Below are 19,565 nucleotides of genomic sequence, written 5' to 3'. Positions count from 1 at the left end.
GCTCTGCCCATACCAGTCGTCTGGCTCAGCAACAATGGCTCAAGTGGCAAGCCCAAGGATTGTTCCTCTTCTGGTTGCCACCCTACTGTTCTGAGATGAATCGGATCGAGGAGCAGTGGCATCAACTCAAAACCCATGAAATTGCTGGGCGGATGTTTGAGCATGAAGTTGATTTAGCCGATGCGATCATCGAGGGAATGCAAGCTCGTAGTAGTAGGGGCAATTACTCCCTGGAACGTTTTATATTTAATTCCTCCTGACTACTTACTATGAATACAGGTCATATATTCCCGCTGCCGGGGATTTAAAGGACCAAAAATCTCCTGCCTGAGTAATTCAGACAACCCTAGAATGGCATTCAAAGGCGTTCTGAGCTCATGGCTCATCACCGCCAGAAATTCGCTTTTGGCCCGACTCCCAGCTTCCGCCGCATCTCTGGCTTTGTGGAGATCGGCCTCATACCGGTTGCGCTCCGTCACATCCCGGTTATTCAGCACCACCCCATTCACACTGGGGTCATGCAGCAGATTTGTTCCCAGGGATTCAATATACCGCCAGGAGCCATCCCGATGGCGACAGCGATACTGCACCCCTACGGTGACACCGGGATGTTGCAGGCTTTTCTGAAACACCTCCAGAACTCGGGCACGATCGTTGGCATGCACCAGGGTAAACGCATTCAGCCCAATCACATCGACGGGACGGTAGCCCAAGCGATGTTCAATGGAGGGGCTTTCATAGAGAATCCGTCCGGTCTCATCCAAGATGGTGATTCCATCCGTCGCATTCCGAACCAGGGCTCGGAAGCGCGCTTCACTCTGCTTTAACTCCAGATCAGCCTGTTCTCGCTCGATCGCAATGCCCGCCAGTTGGCTAAACAGCTCCATCAGAGACATCTCCCTGGGGCGGGGATGACGAGGTTCCTGACAAAACAGGGCCAAGGCCCCCAGAATTTTTCCTTGCTGAGACAGAATAGGTGTAGACCAACAGGCTCTGAGGTTATGGTGCAGCGCTGACTCCCGATAATCTGCCCAATTGAGGTCATTCTCAATATCAGCCACAATCACCTGGTGGCCCAGGTAAGCTGCGGCCCCACAGCCTCCCACATCTGGTCCAAGGGGAAGGCGAGTATCCGGATGCAGAAAACTGGTCGGAATACTGGGAGCTGCACCATACTGCAACGTCATTGAACTTTCATCTAACAATAGAATGGCACAGGCTACCCGAGTTAACTGCTCTTGAAGAATTTCACACAAGGTTTTCAACACATCTGACAAGATTGCTCCCCGAGCAATGATCTCTAAAATCTGCTTTTGGCGCATCAGCAACTGTTCAGCCTGCTTGCGCTCATGAATATTCTCCAAGACCGCCAGCTCATAGCTGGGATTTCCATCCACATCCTGTACCAGGGCAACACTCAATCCTACCCAGATCACCTGACCATCCTTGCGGAGAAATCGTTTCTCCAGGTGATAATGATCAAGTTCTCCTCGGGTCAGTCGCTGAAACTGTTGTAAATCAGCCTCTAGGTCTTCAGGATAGGAGTACTCAGCAAAGGTCAACTGTTTTAATTCTTCTGCAGAGTAACCCAGCAAACGCTCATAGGCAGAATTACAGTCCACAACATAGCCATCCAGATCCGTAATCGCCAGCGCTACCGCAGTTGCCTCAAAAATCGTCCTGAACTGAACCCCGCTATCCTGGGCTGGTTCCAACACCATCCCTCTGGCAGCTTCACTGCCTGGCAAGTCATGGATGGTGGCATCCAGGAGAAACTGTTCCGGCCCAGACAGGGACGTTGCCCTCGGTCTCTGTGCTTCCGGCAACCCCTGCACCTGCGGCAATGGGTGCAGATTCTGCTGCAACATCTGCATTTGTCGCTGCATCCGCTGCCGATCGATCGCGTAGCATATCGATCGGCCCAGGAGATAGCTGTTCAGATACCCTTTGACCAGATAATCCTGAGCCCCCATCTGGGCAGCCTGGAGCGCAATGTCAGGGTCATTCGCTTCTCCCATGATCACAATGGGCAGGTCTGGCGCAACAGCCTGAATTTGCCCAAGGGCCTGTAACCCCGATTGCTCCGCAGGAGACCCAGGCATCAGAACGATATCAATCGCTTCAACGGACAGATAGGTCAGAGCATCTGACAGTTGCTCAGCATAAATCAGTTTGCACTGCGGTACCTTAACCTCCCGCAACAGCTCCAGCATCAAGCTGGCCTCGGCAGGATCTGCTTCTATCAGAAGCAGGGTCAAATTCTCTGGAAAAGGTCGATCGTTCTGTGGGTCAGCGTTGGGAGCCTGAGCAGGATTGGTTTGGTTTGCCAGTTCTGAAGTCATGCTTAATTTTGCAAGAGCAACTTTCAGAGGATGTTGGAAAAGTCCTGTGAGTCTACGAGTCATCGCTTGTAGAACATCTTGCACTCTGACCCGTGACCACCCACTTAAGATTCTTATCTCCAAGGTGCTACTCAGGAAATTCTCTTAAGTGCATCTTAAGGGCAACTCTAATCTGGCCAGCATGCTTGCAGAAACAGGACAATTGCCCTAATCCTGCATCGGGAATCACCCATTCCCCAAAGTCCATCAGGATAGACCGGGAGCATCTCAGAGCAGCCCAGAAATTAAACCTGTGAGGATGAGGAGACAACGACTGTAGAACGCTATACTAAAGAGCATATTGCACAATTAGAAAATTGTGCTATGTTATTTCAGTCATCAACCATGCCCTGACAGCGCAGGAAGACGCTTAGCTGTTGTAATAGGGTCAGATTCGAGTTGATATTTCAGCCCATCCTTGAGTAAAGCTTTTACCTAATTTAAATATGACGAATGGTGGTACGAACCAGCAGGTTATTCATCCCATGATGAAACTGCAGCGCCAGGTTAGATCACTGGTGAACTCCCGATTGATTAAGCCAGCGGATAGTTTGTGGAAAATTGCCCTTTTGTACGGCGATGACTGGTCATTCTGGAAACAGGAACTGATGGCCTATGGCTTCAAAATGCAAGATCCCGTGAGTGAATTGTTAGCGGTTGAAGTGTGGGAAGATAACTAATACTATGCCTGCAACGCTGGACCAGATCCTTCAGATCTATCATCAATCCCTGCCTGATCTCCTGTTTGAGGCCCAAGAAGTTCATCGGGCTTACCATAATCCTCGCTCCGTGCAATTTTGTACGCTCAGCAATATCAAGACAGGGTTATGTCCCGAAGACTGTGCTTACTGCTCCCAAAGTGTTCACCATAAAACGGGGCTTGAATCTCATGCTCTGCTTTCTGTCGAAACTGTTGTTGCAGAAGCTCAAGTTGCTAAGGCTCATGGCGCGACCCGGTTTTGTATGGGAGCAGCCTGGCGGGAAGTGAAGGATGGTCCCCAATTTGATCAAGTGTTGGCTATGGTCAGTCAGGTGGCGGCTCTCGATATTGAAGTCTGCTGCACTCTGGGCATGCTCAAACCTCATCAGGCAGAACGGCTCAAAGCCGCTGGTCTCACTGCCTACAACCACAATCTGGATACCTCTCCGACTTACTACGATCAAATCATCAGTACCCGCACTTATCAAGACCGACTGGAAACAATTCGGGCTGTCAGCAATGCTGGGATTTCTGTCTGCTGCGGCGGCATTGTGGGAATGGGAGAGTCGGAGCAGGATCGCTTAGAACTTCTGGAAGTGCTCTCCAATCTGGATCCCACTCCAGAATCCATTCCGATCAATTGCCTGGTCCCAGTGGCAGGAACTCCTCTGGAGAACGCACCCCCGATCGACCCGATCGATCTGGTTCGGTTAATTGCCACCACCAGAATTCTCTTTCCCCAGGCGATGGTGCGGCTCTCTGCTGGTCGGTTGCAAATGAGCGATGAGTTGCAAATTCTGTGCTTTCTGGCTGGAGCTAATTCCATCTTCACAGGAGCGGTGTTATTAACTACCCCTAATCCAGCCCCATCCCAAGATCACGCCCTTCTGCAGAAACTGGGAATGGCCCCCCTGCCCCTGCCCCATTCTTAGCATTTGATTATTGTCCATGCGGTTGGCAGAGACACTGAAAACAAAACCTGTAGAGGGGTTGCATGCAACCCCTCTACAGGTTTGGTCCTAAAAATAGGTCAAAACTGATTTGAGCCTGCCCAAGTAGGGCAGAAATCAGCCGGAAGAGAGACAGGGACATATAAAGTCTCTCCTCAAACAGAAAAGTCTTAGTACAGGGACTCTTCCTGATGGGTCAGGATGGTGCAGTCAGAAGTGGGATAGGCGACACAGGTCAGCACGAACCCAGCTTCGATTTGATCATCATCCAGGAAAGACTGGTCGGATTGGTCAACCGTACCTTCGGTAATTTTGCCGGCACAGGTGGAACATGCCCCGGCACGGCAAGAATAAGGCAGATCAAGGCCTTGCTCTTCAGCAGCGTCGAGGATGTACTCGTCGTCGGGAACCTCGATCGTGGTATTCAGCCCTTCGGCCTCGTTGATCAACGTGACCTTGTAAGTTGCCATGAATGGTCCTCTCTTAATGGAAACGGCAATTGACAGGATCGAACACTAGCATTCCAGGGATAAGATAAGTAGAACTGCTCAGTGAATCGACTCCATTTCTGATACTACGGGAAAACTTAGAGCTTGGAACAGCGATTCTATAAATAGGCTGAATGGTATTAGTAATACAACAGCCTGATTTAGTCTACTTATGCTTATAGGACAGGCTAGGCAATAGAGTATCTGTATAGTAAACAACACGAATTTCTGTGGAATTAATTGAACTGCGCCCTGATCGTTCCCTGCGGGTCGGGTTAGTCGGCACCGGTTATGCCGCCCGCTTAAGGGCTGAGGCCCTGACAGCAGACCCTCGATCTCATCTGACTGCTGTCGCAGGCAGTTCCCTGGAACGAACCCAAATCTTTAATGAGCCTTTTCAAGCCGAGGTCCTGTCTGATTGGCGGGCTTTAATTGATCGGGCCGACATTGATCTGGTGATCGTGTCCACAACCAACCGAGAGCATGCCCCCGTGGTCCGGGCTGCGCTGGAAGGTAAGAAGCATGTTGTTGTGGAATATCCGCTCGCGCTGGATCTGACCGAGGCAGCGGCATTGATTACGCTGGCCAGCCAGCAGAATCGGCTCTTGCATGTGGAACACATCGAACGGCTGAGTGGCATCCACCAAGCCCTGCTACAGGCAATCCCCGAAGTGGGAACACCCTTCTATGCCCGGACGATCGGCCTCAACCCCCAGCATCCGGCTCCCCGTAAATGGACCTATCACCATGAGCTGTTTGGCTTTCCCCTGATGGCAGCCGTCTCCCGATTACATCGGCTGATCCATCTGTTTGGCCCCGTTGCAACGGTCTATTGTCAGACTCGCTATCAGAACAGCACCGAGGGCTACTACACCGCCTGTCTGTGCTCCGCCCAATTGACCTTTATCAGTGGGCTGCTGGCCGAGGTCGTTTACGGCAAGGGAGAAACCCTGTGGCAGGCCGCCCGTACCCTGGAGGTCCAGGGCGATCGGGGAGCCGTGGTGATTGAGGGAGAGCAGGGTACTCTGATCCGGGGAGAACACACCCTGCCGCTGGACATGGGCAGTCGGCGGGGGCTATTTGTCAAAGACACGACCCTTGTTCTGGACCACCTGACCCAGGGCAACCCCCTGTACATGACCCCAGAGGAGAGTCTGTATGCCCTCCGGGTGGCCGACGCCGCCCGTCGATCGGCAGAAACAGGTCAGGTGATCCAGTTATAGGACCACGAATTTACCGCGTCTTCATCCACTCCTGGTATTTTTTCGATTCCGCCAGGGCCGGGTTGATGTCGAACCAGCGGCCTTCCAGGTCCCGGTATTCAAATAAGAACATGCTGCGCAGGAGGGTCTGGTATTCGTCTTCACCCCGCACACTCTCCTGCTGCTGTAGCACCTGACAGAGCAAGGTCCATTCGCTGTCATTGACGGCGGCAATCAGGTCATCCCGATATTCCCGAATCACGGCCTCCAGGGTATCCCGCTGGATCGGGGGATCCTCCTGTTGCAGGCAACTATAGAGCAACACCAGAAGATTACGGACATGCCCCCCACTGGTACGACAGAGCCGATCGAGGGTTTCCGGGCTATCGAACACCGCCTGGATCTGATCCAACCGGGCTACCGGGTTCAACTCCGGAAAGGCCCTAGCCAGAACCATCTGGCGCATCAGAGCCATGCCCTCCAGACAATCGCTGCCATCCCGGTGGCGCACCATCACCATGGGCAGCACCACGGGCTTCACCCCGAAGCGATTACTCAGGGTACTCAGTTCATTGGAAAAGATCAGCACCAGAGGAACCGTGTAAATAACATGGCAATTCAGTCGGTTGAGTTGCTCCCCCCGATCGATAAACAGATACTCCGGTTGGGTGCGGCCCGATGGCTTCACCGACAAATCCACCCGGTCCAGGTTATCCATAATCACCACCAGCCCACGGTAGCCCTGAGCCCGCAATTGCACCGTAGCCCGTTCCAAAATCTCCTGGTTAATCGCTTCCATGATATTGCTGGTACGTGGTTCCAGGTACTGACGCAACTGATTCCGCAGTTTGGGGCTATCCTTCGCTTTAGCCGTAATCTTGCCGATGCCCATAGGGAGAGACCATTCGGCACTGTTCACCTCTAAGGGAGTCTGGAGGAAATCCCCAATTTCCTGAAACAAATTTGCAAAATAGCCTGGTTTGAGCTTGATGCCCGTTTTTTCCAGACTGGCACTGGTCTGGTGAGCGATCGCCAGCAGGATATCGCTGATATCCACATCCGCCATATCCAGATCCGCACTGGACTCAAAGTACACGACATGAAACTTCTCACGAAGCAGCGCATCCTTGAGACGGAACAGCTCCGTCGATTTACCACAGCCAATATGACCGGTAAACAACTGGCAGGTTGATTCCTGCGGTTGTTTGACGATCGTCCGGTGCAACCGCTGAATCATATCGCCCCCCCGCACCGTCGAAAAGTCAATATAGTACTGACGATCTTCCTGATTTTCGATTTTCAGGGTCTTAATCGGGTTACAAGCCTGGAAGAAGCGATTGGAGTCCAACGGCATGGAACAACTTCCTCAACGATCGCAAGGGGGCATAATTCTTGCCCCTACTATAACTGTTCCGTTGCCAACCAGGCCCGCAAGACCTCGGCCACCGTCCAGGCCTGGGCAAAACACCCCCGGGGCGTGAGCGGCATATCCCCATCAAAGATTTCACTCAGGGTCCCCAAACCATGGCTGAACAGATGATCGGCCATCGGCTCCAGAAATTGCCGTGCCAGAGCCGGATCTTTGTAGACCCGCAGGTGAGCCAGCACAAACGGTCCCAGCAACCAGCCCCACACAGTACCCTGATGGTAGGCTCCGTCTCGCTGGCGGGGATCCCCACCATAATGGCCCTGGTATTGCAAATGCCCCGAAGCCAGAGAGCGCAACCCATGGGAGGTTAACAGCCGCTGGGCACAGGTATCTACCACAGCCCGTTGCTGCACCGTGGAAAGAGGGCTCTCCAGCAGAGAAACAGCAAAAATCTGATTGGGACGCAGGGAGGCATCATTCCCATCGGGCGTATCCAGGACATCGTAGCAATAGCCCAGAGCGTCATTCCAGAAGCGGGAAAAGCGGACCTGGGTCCGATCGGCCATGGCTTCGTATTCCTTATGGGGCTTGCCCAACTGGCGGGCAAAGTGGGCCATCGTCCGCAGGGCATTATACCAAAGGGCATTGACCTCGATCGGCTTTCCGATGCGCGGCGTCACCACCCAATCTCCGACTTTGGCATCCATCCAGGTCAACTGCACTCCAGCCTCCCCAGCATAAAGAAGCCCGTCGGTGGCATCCAGGTGAATGTTGTAGCGCGTACCCCGGCAGTGCCAGTCAATAATTTCGGCCAGCACGGGATAAAGTTTTTGCAGGAGGTCATCATCTTCAGTAGCCGTGTGATAAGCCCGAATCGCCTCGAAATACCAGAGGGTCGCATCCACCGTGTTGTACTCCGGCGTTTCCCCAGCATCGGGAAAGCGGTTGGGCAACATCCCCTGGCTCACGTAACCCGAAAAAGTGCGGAGCAACGATCGGGCAACCTCCGCCCGTCCCGTGGCCAGGGTGAGACCAGGCAGGCTGATCATCGTATCCCGCCCCCAGTCGCCAAACCAGGGATAACCGGCAATCAGGGTTTTACCGTAGGGTTCATTGGGAGTGGCCCGATCGACCACAAATTGATCAGCAGCCAGCACCAGACGAGTAACCCACTCCGGTACATCCCGACTGTGCTCAGGTCGGTTGGTGCGCCAGAACCCCATCAACTTCTGCTCATGGGCCCGACGATCCATCCAGGCCCCATTCCCATCCGCGCCAGGTCGATTTCCGGCTCCAGCAATCAGCGTCAGGGTTTCTCCCGGTTGCAACGTAATCTCGAAGGTGGCAGCATGAAAATGGTCTTCCCGATCGTCCAACCCGCGATAGCGTTCCACAGCCAAGTCAAAGCCATAGAACCACTGCTGGGCCACAGAGACGGTGCCATAGTTGCTGATCAAATACAACGGGACTGCACCTGGATAGGCGGTAACACAGACCCCCCGATCGATCGGTTCTGGGGTAATTTCCCAGCCCTGCCCCCGAGTTTTACCGTGATAATCCCGATAGTTAATCAAGGCTTTAATCGACAGAAACAGGGGCAAACTGGCCCGTCGCAGATGGTATTGAATGTAGGTCACATTCGCCCCCTGCTGCATCCAGATTCGTTTCTCCAGCAAGGCATCGGCAACCCCATAGCGCCAGACGGGGGTCGTCCCCTCTAGAAAAAAGCGCTCAATCTGTTGGTACCCCTGGGGAGATACCGTACGATCGACCCAGCGATTCGTATGCAGGCTGTAGGGCCGATCGTCATACTCCACCGTTTCATCCAACTTACTGAGAAGCAACGTCCTCCCCAGAGGGGGGTTCAGGGCTGCGATCAGTAATCCGTGATAGCGCCGGGTGAGCAAGCCAGCTACCGTACCAGCAGCATACCCCCCTATTCCATTGGTCACCAGCCATTCCCGTGACTCTGCTGCATTGAGATCACCGCAGATTTCTCGCCCAAATCCAATACCCATAAAGAACCGTGTTGTTCTATCAAATCCACTATTTTGGAGTATGTCTTGAGACCCTCAGAGTTCCGTAAGATCGGGGTGAAAAATTAATGAATAGAGACTTAACGTTTCAGGCATACAGTCGGGCCACATATTCTGCATAACCATTAAAGAGCAATGTCTCTTTCCGCTCCCAGGTGAGCTGGGACTGCGCACCGATAAATCGCTCTGTAGCCTGGGACCAGCGAGGATGGGGCTGCCTGGGGTTCACATTCGCCTCAAAGTCATACTCAGCAGGCACCAGCGTATTCCAGTAGGTTGCTGGTTGTTGATCGGTAAACTCGATTTTGACGATCGACTTGGCTCCCTTAAACCCATACTTCCAGGGCAGCACAGCTCGAATGGGGGCTCCATGCTGCTTGGGCAGTGTCTGACCATAAATGCCCAGGGCAAAAAAGGCCAGTTCATTGGCCATCTCCTCAATCCGCAATCCCTCTGTATAGGGCCAGGGCAGAGGCCGTAACAAGCCCGTCAACAGGGGACCAGGGGTCACTTTAGTATCGTAATAGGACATAAACTGAACATACTTGGCCTGGGCCGTAGGCTCTACCGCCTGAATCAGAGCATTCATGGGAAAGCCAATCCAGGGCAGCACCATCGACCAGGCTTCCACACAGCGAAAGCGGTAAATTCGCTCTTCTAAAGGAAATTCCCGCTTCAGGGTGTCTACATCATAGGTCCGGGGCTTATTGACCAAACCGGTCACTTCCACTTTCCAGTTCTCCAGGGGCAGGGCCTGGGCATTTTGCCAGATGGATTTGGTGCCTCCGAACTCATAGAAGTTGTTGTAGGAAGCGGCTACGGCCCGGTTTGTCGTGGGGCGATCGACCTGGGCAAAAGCGGGATTGCGAGCAGCCGAGAGATCCACAATATGGGCACCCGCCAGTTGGGGGGGATGCTCGGTGTCCTCCTGGGCGCAGCCGATCAGGGGCAGCAGGCTAGCCCCAAATAGGGTTTTCAGGACCTGGCGACGATTCCAAAAGGCACTCTGGTTTGTGACTGTGCTTTCGGGGAGTTCCCAGGTTTTGGGGATACGGAAATAAACCATAGGAGTAGGGGCAAAGGATATCCGTTATTTACTGTAGCGGCTGTGGATGAGAAGAACCTGAACACAACCAGAATCAGGATACCTGCCATATCTCCAGTAGCGAGAGTTTCGCAGGTGATATCAGGGAAGAGACCATGCTAACGATCGCAAGTCCACTGAATTTTACCTCCATGGCCTCGCAGTCCCACCGAATCTTACTTCCGTATCTTCACTGAATCTTTATTGAAGTTCTGCAAAGAATTTACTCCTGGCACATATTTTTACGGCTATAAATCGTTTATAAGGTTTATAACTTTATAGTAATCAATTGAAACTTTTAGACTCCTAGTCAGCGAGAGACCTGGAGTTGAGATTCGGGTCCCTACCGTCAAGACTTTCAAAACCAGTCCCAAACAAGGCTTCAGTTCACTTCCATTGAGATCATGAAGCTCCCTTGTGGGATTTCGTTGCCTTGTTCACCCGTTTTCCCAAAGAGGTATTTATGAAACGATTTTTGCTTGTTATCTAAGGACTAACTCTGGCAACCTTCAGCGCCATCCACCCAGCCCAAGCCGCTGATTTCGGAACGGTTTTACCTGCCTCCGATGTACTGTTTGGCTACTCCCTGGAGGACATGTCCAAACTCATAACGCCATTTCAGGCCAAGTTAAGTTTATTTGATGGCACTGCGAAGGCATCAGACCTACCCAAAACCCCTTTCCAGCTCCTGACAACCGATCCTGAAACATACCCTAACTACCAGCCCTACATATACGATTACGTCCCAGCGGGCACCTATTTCTATATCCCGATCTCAGGCCTTAACAATGTGCCACCTGTCGTTCCACCCTTTCCCACCGATCAGTCCTCCAAGGCAGACCTGATTAACTATACTTACAGTCCAGCTATCAATGGGTACAAGGACGTAGCAGTATCTGTCGATGGCGGCCCCAAGATGTTTCTGGGACCAGAGTACCTGTCTGATCTGGAAACTGCAACGGATGTATTTCTCCCGAAGTCAACTGAGCCGGTCAAGCTCCTGAACATTGCAACATTCCTCTCTCCTCTGGAAGTGGGTGAGCATAAGATCGACCTGTCATATGTGATCGCAGGCACAGCAGCCATAGAAATCTATGGATTGGATGGCCCCTACCCAGTTAACTTCTCCTACAACGTGAACGTTGTTCCTGTACCTGAGTCTGCAACCATCCTGGGTCTGCTGACCTTCGGTGCTGTGGGGGTGGTCGCGAGGAAGCGTCTGACTTCTGTGGTTAAAACCAAAGCCTGATAATTGATTGAGGTAGGGACGAGGCGATCTGATCTCGTCCCTACTATTGAGACCTCAGATTATCTCTTCACCCAAAGAAGCGTTCATAACCATAATCATCTCAGCCCAGCAAGAAGGCAGAGCAGATGCACCCGAAGGCGAGCCCCCCAGGATGGTAGCCCCACAAGAATTAGCTGGATGATGGTTGATTGCATAACTGATGGTTAGCCAGAGGTATGACTTACAAAGTTCAGCCACACCAAAGGAGATTCCTTCATCATGCTTAAAAAGACTTTCGATACACTTTGCGTCACTGCTGTTGTTGCGACTTTGTCCATATTGGCTTCAAATCCTGCTCAAGCTGCTAGCTTTACCCTTCAATTTGACAATACTTTCGATGACAGTTTAACTCCGCCCATTACAGGGACAGGAACCCTTAGTTATGCAGGTGCCATCCAAACAGGAACCTTTTCTCTAGATACCCTCACAAATCTCTCGCTAAATTTTACCGTCAATGGTCAAGCCTTTAATTTGGGTGATCTTGCCGGTTCATCTTTAAGCTCGGCATCTTTAGTAGTTCAGACAACCGCAGGGGGATATCAAGCATATTTCGCAGGGGGACCAAATGGGGTTTATTTTGGTAGCTTAGATTTCCAAAACGGACAACAAACTGGTTTTACTTTTCAGCCTAGTTACTACAGTCCCCCGCCGCTGCATCTTTACCAAGAGCCAGGAACCCCATACAAGGGCACCTATACAGCCACGGCTACGGCAGTTCCCGAACCTGCCATGTTCCTTGGCGTAGCGGCTGTAGGACTCGGAGGTGTTGCACTGAAGCGTCAGCGTAAGTTAGCACCTTCTGCCAACCTATAGTCAACTCATTACTGCTGCCCGATCGTGATCAGGGGCTTTTCTGTTTTCACTAATTTTCACTAAACACAGGCTGACAGGCACCCTTCAAACCGAGTCGCCAGGGTCAGATTTTTCCGGTTTGAGCAAGGGAAAGGCGATCGCGTCCCGGATGCTGGCGCAGTCGGTCAGGAGCATGACCAGCCGATCGATGCCGATGCCCAGACCACCTGTAGGAGGCATACCATGTTCCAGGGCGGTGAGGAAGTCTTCATCCACGCCGTGGGCTTCCAGATCCCCGGCAGCTTTGCGGGCAGATTGGGCTTCCAGTCGTTGTCGCTGGTCGATCGGGTCCGTCAGCTCCGAGAAGCTGTTGGCTGTCTCCCGACCGACGATAAACAGCTCAAACCGCTCTACCAGTCCGGGCTGGGAGCGGTGGGGCTTGGCCAAGGGCGAGATCTCCACCGGATAATCCAGGACAAAAGTGGGTTGCACCAGGGTCGGTTCCACTTTCTGCTCGAAGGCTTCGTTCAGGATTTTGCCGATCGTCTGACAGGCATCCAGATCGTGTAGACCGGCTGCTGTAGCTGCTGCCTTTGCCTCGTCTACAGTCTGGAACTGGCGGAAATCGAGACCTGTCTGTTCCTGCACCAGGTCGTACATGGTGATGCGCCGCCAGGGAGGAGTGAGATCGATCGGTGTCCCCTGATAGGTAATCTGGAGGGTTCCCAGGACCTGCTGAGCGGCGTAGGTGATCAGGGCCTCAGTGAGGGCCATCATATCGTTGTAGTCAGCGTAAGCCTGGTAGATTTCGATCGTCGTGAACTCTGGGTTGTGACGGGTCGAAATCCCTTCGTTGCGGAAAATGCGCCCCAGTTCAAAGACTTTCTCGAAGCCCCCCACAATCAACCGCTTCAAATGGAGTTCCGTGGCAATCCGCAGATAGAACTCCATTTCCAGGGTGTTGTGGTAGGTGACAAAGGGACGGGCCTCGGCCCCACCGGCTTCGGGTTGTAGGACTGGCGTTTCAATTTCAATAAAGCCCTGCTGATCCAGGTAACGGCGAATGGCGGCTGTGATCAAGGCTCTGCGGCGGAAGGTCTCCCGCACATCAGGATTCACAATCAGATCCACATAGCGCTGCCGATACCGCTTTTCAATATCCGTCAGACCATGCCATTTGTCGGGCAAGGGCAGCAGGGCTTTGGTCAGAATTTCATAGTGGGAGACGTAGATGGAGAGCTCGCCTTTGTCAGTGCGGCGAACGGTTCCGCGTACCCCAAAAATATCGCCAATATCGAGCAGGTGATCCAGGCGCTTAAAAGCTTCTTCGCCCATATTCTGAGTCAATCGCTGCTTTTCCAGGTAAAGCTGAATCTTTCCAGTCTCGTCCTGCAGGGTGCAGAAGGCCAGTTTGCCCATAAACCGGCGGGTCATGATGCGACCGGCTATGGCCACTTCCGTCTGCACTTCCTCACCACGGGACAGGTCGGCAAATTTCTCCTGCAGATCCGCTGCATGGTGGGTAGATTGCCAGCGATAGGCGTAGGGATTAAGTCCCAGTTGCCTGAGCTGTTCTGCTTTTTGGAGACGGGCAGCACGGATTTCGTCGGAGGACATGATGTTAGGGGGATGAGAACGGATACGGAAATGCGGACAGAGACGCGATGAATTGCGTCTCTCTATCGCAGGGGGGGTCACCAAGGGCAAGGGATATTATACCCTGGGGCGATCGCGCAGGTGCTCCATGCACCGGATCCCCATGACTAGCACACACCTACTTTTCCATAGTAGATTTCCATCATGGACTATTCGGTTCATCTGCCCAGTAATTTTATTCGCTCGCAGACCCATCGGCTATTGCCCGATTGGTCGGTTGCGGTTGGGTCGGTGCTGGTGGTCTTGCAAGCCTGCCCAGTGCCCCTGTTGAAGGTCACGGCGGAGACAGAAAGGCTGAAGGATGAGCTGCGCGATCGGTTTCTGGAGGTGGCTCGCCAGGTTGCGGAGGAACTGCATTCCCTGGGTCACCAGGTCGAGATCTTTGATCCCCGCACGGGACTACCGATTTTTTCATCCCCAGGATCCCTACGGCTAGATGATGTGGCCGTGGTGCGGGCCTGTCTGGGCTATGGGGCGATCGACCAGGGGGATTGTCGGGTCACGCTGCATCCCCTCTGGGATAGTGCTGTTTATCCCTCGGTGCTGCTCTCTTCTGCAGTTCCAGAGGCATTACAGGCGATCGCCGATCGGGTTTTGGCGTGCCACCATTCTTGAACGGCTTTGGATAATTGGATCGAATAGAGGGTGACGACGATCGGACCACGCATCTTCTCCTGGCCCAAAATCTCCACAACATAGGAGGGATGATTACGGGTGGCCATATCAGCAATCAAGCGCCGCCCCACTCGCCGCCAACTGGGTTCCTTACTGCCCCACTGGATGCGACAACAGGGCCAGGGGAGTTGCTCCCGATCGTAGAGCCTGCAACAGGGACCAATCACCCGGTAACAGAACTGGGCACCGGGGCTATAGAAGACTTGTCCATTTTCCAGGGGATGCTGCAGCAAGCTCAAGGGAAAACGATCGAGAATAAACTCTGACAGTTTACTCGATCGCAGCTAGAAAATCCCTTCCGAGTCTGGCTTGAAGATGTGGTCATAGGACTCCGGCCTGAAAATATAGTCGTGGTCAAACACGAAGGCATTGGCATGCCGAATCACAGCAAATCCAAAGCCTGTTGTGACGTCTGCCGTAAAGGTTGCGATTACCAGTTCCAGTAATTTCCGTTCCGAGATCTCAGGCTCCTGGATAAAATAGTTGCGCTTGGCGAAAAACTTGCGCTCATCCTTGGGAACGATGATCCGATTGATCTTATGGGCATGCTGAATTGGCCTGATATAGAGGTTTAAGAACTCTTCTTGATTCCGTTGTAAGCGGTACAGGCGTTCATGCTGGAGCCAGCTCATCCCAAACATCATCTTCAGCAGTTCGAAGCCCAGAATATAGTTGAAGACACTGTTGCGCTCTTCTGTACTAACTGCCAGCCTTAACGCAGCTTCCAGGTAAAGATCTGGCTGGCGACGTAAATCCTGAGCGGAGTGAATATAGAACTGGCGCACGTAGCTACGGAGTGTTTCTTCGGTCAGATCCGTTTGAATAGCATACACACTCAGATGTTTCATCACCCGATGTCGGGTATCCTTGTCCTGCAACATGCGATAGACCAGACCATCTGCCGTGTAGTCATCCAAGAACTCTGCCTGGACTTCTGCCGGAGCTGCACACATCAGATGACAGAGGGACAACACGTAGCGCCGTTGTTCCCATGGGAGACTTTCGGCCCACTCTCTGGCCGTTGGGGGGAGCTGACCCAGTATGCTATCTGGATTGGGCCGACCAAATTTGTCGAAGCTGCTACGAGCCACAATACTGGCTTTTTGATCATGCATAAGCATAACTAATAGAATTGGGGTGGACGTGACGAAGGGGGTAAGGCATCAACAGCACTTCGACAAGATATTCCCAGCAGATTCACGACTTTACTATCAGTCTACCCAGACTAGAAAATGAAACTTCAATGTTATGGGTCATTTGGCTGATGGGGTACCGCAGACTTTTGTCAGGACTGTCATGGGTCATTTGACTGGGTTCAGGATGACAAACAACAAATGACAAAATTCTATGGTTCGAGCAATTGAGCATATTGAGCAAGAGATCACCATTCTGGAAGGGGCGATCGTCACTCTGGGAGAAGATCTCCGGTTGACCTATGATGACTACCTGAAAATCCTGGGTCAAACCGTCCGCAGGCAACTGGTCATGGCTGCCTATTACCTCTGTACCCAGGAGTTCCCAGAACGGTTTCTAGAGATGCCCCTCAGCCAACGGCAGGATCTTCAGGACGCCTTGAAACAACTAGCTAAACAGATTCAAGCACAACTGCATCAGGCCAATCAACAGCCTGTTGAGCCCCCCTTAGAAGTATCTCGCTGGCAATATCGGGTGGAACAGAATCTCTCTGAAATCTTGAAGACTGGCTCTCACAGTGCCAATCGCTTACTGGAAAAGGCTGGGATTCTCCCTGGTAACGTGCCCGAATCTGTTTTGGAGGCAGCCACTCACGCCGACCTGGGTCATGAGAGCATTGCTGGTCCACCTAACATCTTGAAACTGGTGATTGAACCCCAACTCCCCGAAGAGATGCCAGAATCTGACGGAGAAGAGTCACCGGCCACGCTCCTACGCCAGCTTATTCCCTTAAAAGTCATTGCCCTGCGGCTCAAATTATCGGAACTGGAGTTTGTTGACGCAGAACTGACCTCCTGGCGAACCAGAGTCCGCAACCTGGGTCATCGTCTGGGTAGCCTAGAACAAGAACTGCGCCAGAGACGGCATGAACGGGCGATCGCAGAGGCTGAATCCATCTGGCGCAGCACCTGGTTTGAGGATTAGTCCAATGACTAACGAGAATCCTGACTGGCTGCGCCTCCAAAAGGCTCTGACCCTGGAAGCAGAGCATGGATTTGACGATCTGGAGGGACGGCAACAGCGGTTCAGTGAGTTTCTCCGGGATAGTTTGCATCAAGCCCCAGAGCGGTTGACAGGGGACGATCGGCGTCACTGGACAGAACTGGGCCTGCGGTTTCAGAAATATCCTGATCTGTCCTTTGCCCAGCGTCAGCATCTGGTCGCAGAAACACGACGGTTTCTCTATCAGGTGCGACAGAAAAGTGAAGCCGAGGCCACCTCAGCAGAACCAAAGCCAGAGAAGCGACCTACCGTGGCTCCCCTGCCTCAAGCTGGGACGACCTGTTCCCTGGATTCCTCCGTCACCTACCTGGGTGGGGTTGGCCCTAAAAATGCGGAGCGGTTGGGAAAACTGGGGTTAATCACCGTGCGGGATCTGCTCTACTACTATCCCCGCGATCACATTGACTATGCGCGTCAGGTCAACATTCGGGACCTGGAGGCAGGCAAGACTGTTACCCTGGTGGCCACAGTCAAGCGCTGCAATTGCTTCAGCAGTCCCCGTAACCCGAAGCTCACTATCCTGGAACTGGTGATTAAAGATCATACGGGTCAGCTCAAACTGAGTCGGTTTTATGCTGGGAGCCGCTTCAACAACCGGGGCTGGCAGGAACAGCAAAAACGTCTCTACCCCGATGGAACTGTGCTGGCGGCTTCGGGGTTGGTGAAGCAGAGCAAGTTTGGCCTCACCCTGGAAGAACCGGAACTGGAGGTGCTGGACCATCCCGGTGGCACGATCGATTCCCTTAAGGTTGGGCGCATTGTCCCGATCTATCCCCTGACGGAGGGCGTTCCAGCGGATCTGGTCCGAAAAGCTGTGCTGGCCGCGCTGCCAGTGGCTCAGCAACTCCGGGACCCTCTGCCTGAAGCCCTACGCCAGAAATATGAGCTGATCGATTTGGCCACAGCGATCGCCCACATTCACTTTCCAGCGAGCAGTCCCGAACTGGACGCTGCCCGTCACCGACTGGTGTTCGATGAGTTTTTCTATCTGCAACTGGGGATGTTGCGCCGACGGCAAGCCCTGCAACAAACCCAGACCAGTGCGGTGCTGGCTCCCACGGGGCAGTTGATCGATCGCTTCTACGAAATCCTACCCTTCCAGATGACCGGAGCCCAGCAACGGGTGATCAACGACATCCTCACCGATCTCCAACAAACGATCCCGATGAACCGCCTGATCCAGGGGGATGTGGGCTCCGGGAAAACTGTGGTAGCCGTGGTGGCGATTCTGGCGGCGATTCAGGCAGGATATCAGGCAGCCCTGATGGCTCCCACGGAAGTGCTGGCTGAACAGCACTATCGCAAGCTGGTGGGCTGGTTCAACCTCCTACACCTACCGGTGGAATTGTTGACCGGATCAACGAAAACTGCCAAACGGCGAGAGATTCACGCCCAACTAGCTACGGGTGAACTGCCCTTGCTGGTGGGCACCCATGCCCTAATCGAAGACCCGGTTACCTTCCAGCAGTTGGGACTGGTGGTGATTGACGAACAGCATCGATTTGGGGTGCAACAACGGGCCAGGTTACAGCAGAAAGGGCAACATCCCCATGTGCTGACGATGACAGCCACCCCCATTCCCCGCACCCTGGCCCTGACCCTGCACGGGGATCTGGATGTGAGCCAGATCGATGAGCTGCCTCCTGGTCGCAAGGCGATTCGCACCACCCTGTTGTCGGGCAACGATCGGGCGCAGGCCTATGAGCTGATTCGGCGGGAAATCGTCCAGGGACAACAGGCTTATATTGTGTTGCCGCTGGTAGAGGAGTCGGAAAAGCTGGATCTGCGATCGGCGGTTGACGAACACCAGCGGCTGCAGGAGGTTATCTTCCCAGAATTTCAGGTCGGGTTGCTCCATGGCCGCATGTCTTCTGCCGAGAAGGATGGGGCCATCAGCCAGTTCCGCCAGAACCAGACTCAGATTCTGGTTTCGACCACCGTCGTAGAAGTGGGGGTGGATGTGCCAAATGCGTCGGTGATGTTGATTGAGCATGCCGATCGGTTTGGCCTTTCCCAACTCCACCAGCTCCGGGGCCGGGTTGGGCGGGGTGCAGCCCAATCCTACTGCCTGCTGATGAGCAGTTCCAAAGCCGACACCGCTCGCCAGCGGTTGCGCGTCCTGGAGCAGTCCCAGGATGGGTTCTTCATTTCAGAGATGGATATGCGCTTTCGGGGACCGGGGGAGGTGCTGGGTACCCGGCAGTCGGGCCTGCCGGACTTTGCCCTAGCCAGTCTGGTGGAGGATCAGGCGGTGCTGGAGCTGGCACGGGAAGCTGCCGAAAAAGTGATTGAAAAAGACACGACCCTGAGCCACTGGCCACGCCTGCAAACCGAGCTGGAGTACCGCTATCAACGTCTCATGGGTGGGACGATATTGACTTGATTTTGGCATTAATATACTTGACACACCGAAATATTTTTACTTTGCTTAAGAAAATTGGATTTGGTAACGGCAAAACGTAGCGGCGGCACATAACCTGGGACTCAGCACCAACAACTTTCGTCCGTCCGCTGCCGTGATGTGTGTACGCCCGGCACGGGCGTGAACTAATGGGGTGAAAGTCCCCTGTAGGAGAACCAGCGTCCAAATGATCGAAAAGATCCGAGTGACGACAACTACTAGCTTAAGGCAAGGGCGCTTCCGTGAGGAAGGGTCTGGAGGAAGCCAGCGGCAAACCTACAAGCTGACGGACAGAAACGTCATAGAAGGCCGAGATAGTCCTGGGGCGAGTTGGCACAACACAACAA

General features: G+C 53.3%; 16 protein-coding genes and 1 pseudogene. 9 read left to right on the top strand and 8 right to left on the bottom strand.

Going from position 1 to position 19,565, the window contains the following annotated elements; genetic code table 11:
* A pseudogene (locus BST81_RS28740) lies at positions 1-107 on the top strand (IS630 family transposase); the annotation flags it as partial.
* 153 nt (positions 108-260) lie between these two features.
* On the opposite strand, the gene BST81_RS05395 reads toward BST81_RS28740, so the two are convergent.
* On the bottom strand, positions 261-2,342 hold the full coding sequence (locus tag BST81_RS05395; protein WP_075597524.1) for a PAS domain S-box protein: 2,082 nt from the start codon (positions 2,340-2,342) through the stop codon (positions 261-263).
* Between the two features lie 485 nt (positions 2,343-2,827).
* On the opposite strand from BST81_RS05395, the gene BST81_RS05390 reads away from it, so the two are divergent.
* Complete coding sequence (locus BST81_RS05390) at positions 2,828-3,061, top strand: DUF4327 family protein (RefSeq protein WP_075597523.1); 234 nt, start codon at positions 2,828-2,830, stop codon at positions 3,059-3,061.
* A 4-nt stretch (positions 3,062-3,065) separates the two neighbouring features.
* Positions 3,066-4,013, top strand: coding sequence for a biotin synthase BioB (gene bioB, locus BST81_RS05385; RefSeq protein ID WP_075597522.1), 948 nt, complete (start codon positions 3,066-3,068; stop codon positions 4,011-4,013).
* A gap of 188 nt (positions 4,014-4,201) precedes the next feature.
* Here the strand turns inward: bioB and BST81_RS05380 are convergent, their stop codons facing one another.
* Entirely contained in the window at positions 4,202-4,501 is a 300-nt protein-coding gene (locus BST81_RS05380) for a ferredoxin (RefSeq protein WP_075597521.1), read from the bottom strand.
* Between the two features lie 248 nt (positions 4,502-4,749).
* Between BST81_RS05380 and BST81_RS05375 the strand changes: the two genes are divergently transcribed.
* Complete coding sequence (locus BST81_RS05375) at positions 4,750-5,742, top strand: Gfo/Idh/MocA family oxidoreductase (protein WP_253188091.1); 993 nt, start codon at positions 4,750-4,752, stop codon at positions 5,740-5,742.
* A gap of 10 nt (positions 5,743-5,752) precedes the next feature.
* Here BST81_RS05375 and BST81_RS05370 read toward each other — a convergent pair whose 3' ends face one another.
* From BST81_RS05370 to msrP, 3 genes are all read right to left on the bottom strand, one after another.
* A complete protein-coding gene (locus BST81_RS05370) occupies positions 5,753-7,075 on the bottom strand; it encodes an AAA family ATPase (protein ID WP_171974676.1) in 1,323 nt (440 codons plus the stop codon).
* Positions 7,076-7,122: 47 nt separating this feature from the next.
* Positions 7,123-9,108: an amylo-alpha-1,6-glucosidase gene (locus BST81_RS05365; RefSeq protein ID WP_075597520.1), complete on the bottom strand. Its 1,986-nt coding sequence runs from the start codon at positions 9,106-9,108 to the stop codon at positions 7,123-7,125.
* 106 nt (positions 9,109-9,214) lie between these two features.
* Complete coding sequence (gene msrP, locus BST81_RS05360; protein WP_075597519.1) at positions 9,215-10,192, bottom strand: protein-methionine-sulfoxide reductase catalytic subunit MsrP; 978 nt, start codon at positions 10,190-10,192, stop codon at positions 9,215-9,217.
* 613 nt (positions 10,193-10,805) lie between these two features.
* Here msrP and BST81_RS05355 point away from each other — a divergent pair.
* Both BST81_RS05355 and BST81_RS05350 read left to right on the top strand, forming a co-directional pair.
* Positions 10,806-11,459, top strand: a complete 654-nt coding sequence (locus BST81_RS05355) for a PEP-CTERM sorting domain-containing protein (protein WP_075597518.1) — start codon at positions 10,806-10,808, stop codon at positions 11,457-11,459.
* A gap of 258 nt (positions 11,460-11,717) precedes the next feature.
* Entirely contained in the window at positions 11,718-12,311 is a 594-nt protein-coding gene (locus BST81_RS05350; RefSeq protein ID WP_075597517.1) for a PEP-CTERM sorting domain-containing protein, read from the top strand.
* An 84-nt stretch (positions 12,312-12,395) separates the two neighbouring features.
* Here the strand turns inward: BST81_RS05350 and lysS are convergent, their stop codons facing one another.
* Complete coding sequence (lysS, locus tag BST81_RS05345) at positions 12,396-13,907, bottom strand: lysine--tRNA ligase (RefSeq protein WP_075597516.1); 1,512 nt, start codon at positions 13,905-13,907, stop codon at positions 12,396-12,398.
* A 183-nt stretch (positions 13,908-14,090) separates the two neighbouring features.
* Between lysS and BST81_RS05340 the strand changes: the two genes are divergently transcribed.
* A complete protein-coding gene (locus BST81_RS05340) occupies positions 14,091-14,561 on the top strand; it encodes a methylmalonic aciduria and homocystinuria type D protein (RefSeq protein WP_075597515.1) in 471 nt (156 codons plus the stop codon).
* Here BST81_RS05340 and BST81_RS05335 read toward each other — a convergent pair.
* On the bottom strand, positions 14,477-14,860 hold the full coding sequence (locus BST81_RS05335) for a hypothetical protein (RefSeq protein ID WP_143780239.1): 384 nt from the start codon (positions 14,858-14,860) through the stop codon (positions 14,477-14,479). The genes BST81_RS05340 and BST81_RS05335 overlap by 85 nt on opposite strands.
* 45 nt (positions 14,861-14,905) lie before the next feature.
* Entirely contained in the window at positions 14,906-15,736 is an 831-nt protein-coding gene (locus tag BST81_RS05330) for a cobyrinic acid a,c-diamide synthase (protein ID WP_143780238.1), read from the bottom strand.
* 232 nt (positions 15,737-15,968) lie between these two features.
* On the opposite strand from BST81_RS05330, the gene BST81_RS05325 reads away from it, so the two are divergent.
* Both BST81_RS05325 and recG read left to right on the top strand, forming a co-directional pair.
* Positions 15,969-16,739 (top strand): hypothetical protein, encoded by a 771-nt coding sequence (locus BST81_RS05325; RefSeq protein WP_075597512.1) that lies wholly within the window; start codon positions 15,969-15,971, stop codon positions 16,737-16,739.
* Between the two features lie 4 nt (positions 16,740-16,743).
* Positions 16,744-19,200, top strand: a complete 2,457-nt coding sequence (gene recG / locus BST81_RS05320) for an ATP-dependent DNA helicase RecG (RefSeq protein WP_075597511.1) — start codon at positions 16,744-16,746, stop codon at positions 19,198-19,200.
* The last annotated feature ends 365 nt before the right edge of the window (positions 19,201-19,565 follow it).

It is taken from the genome of Leptolyngbya sp. 'hensonii' (genome assembly GCF_001939115.1).
Lineage (GTDB): Bacteria > Cyanobacteriota > Cyanobacteriia.
This window is presented reverse-complemented; position numbering and strand designations above follow the sequence as displayed.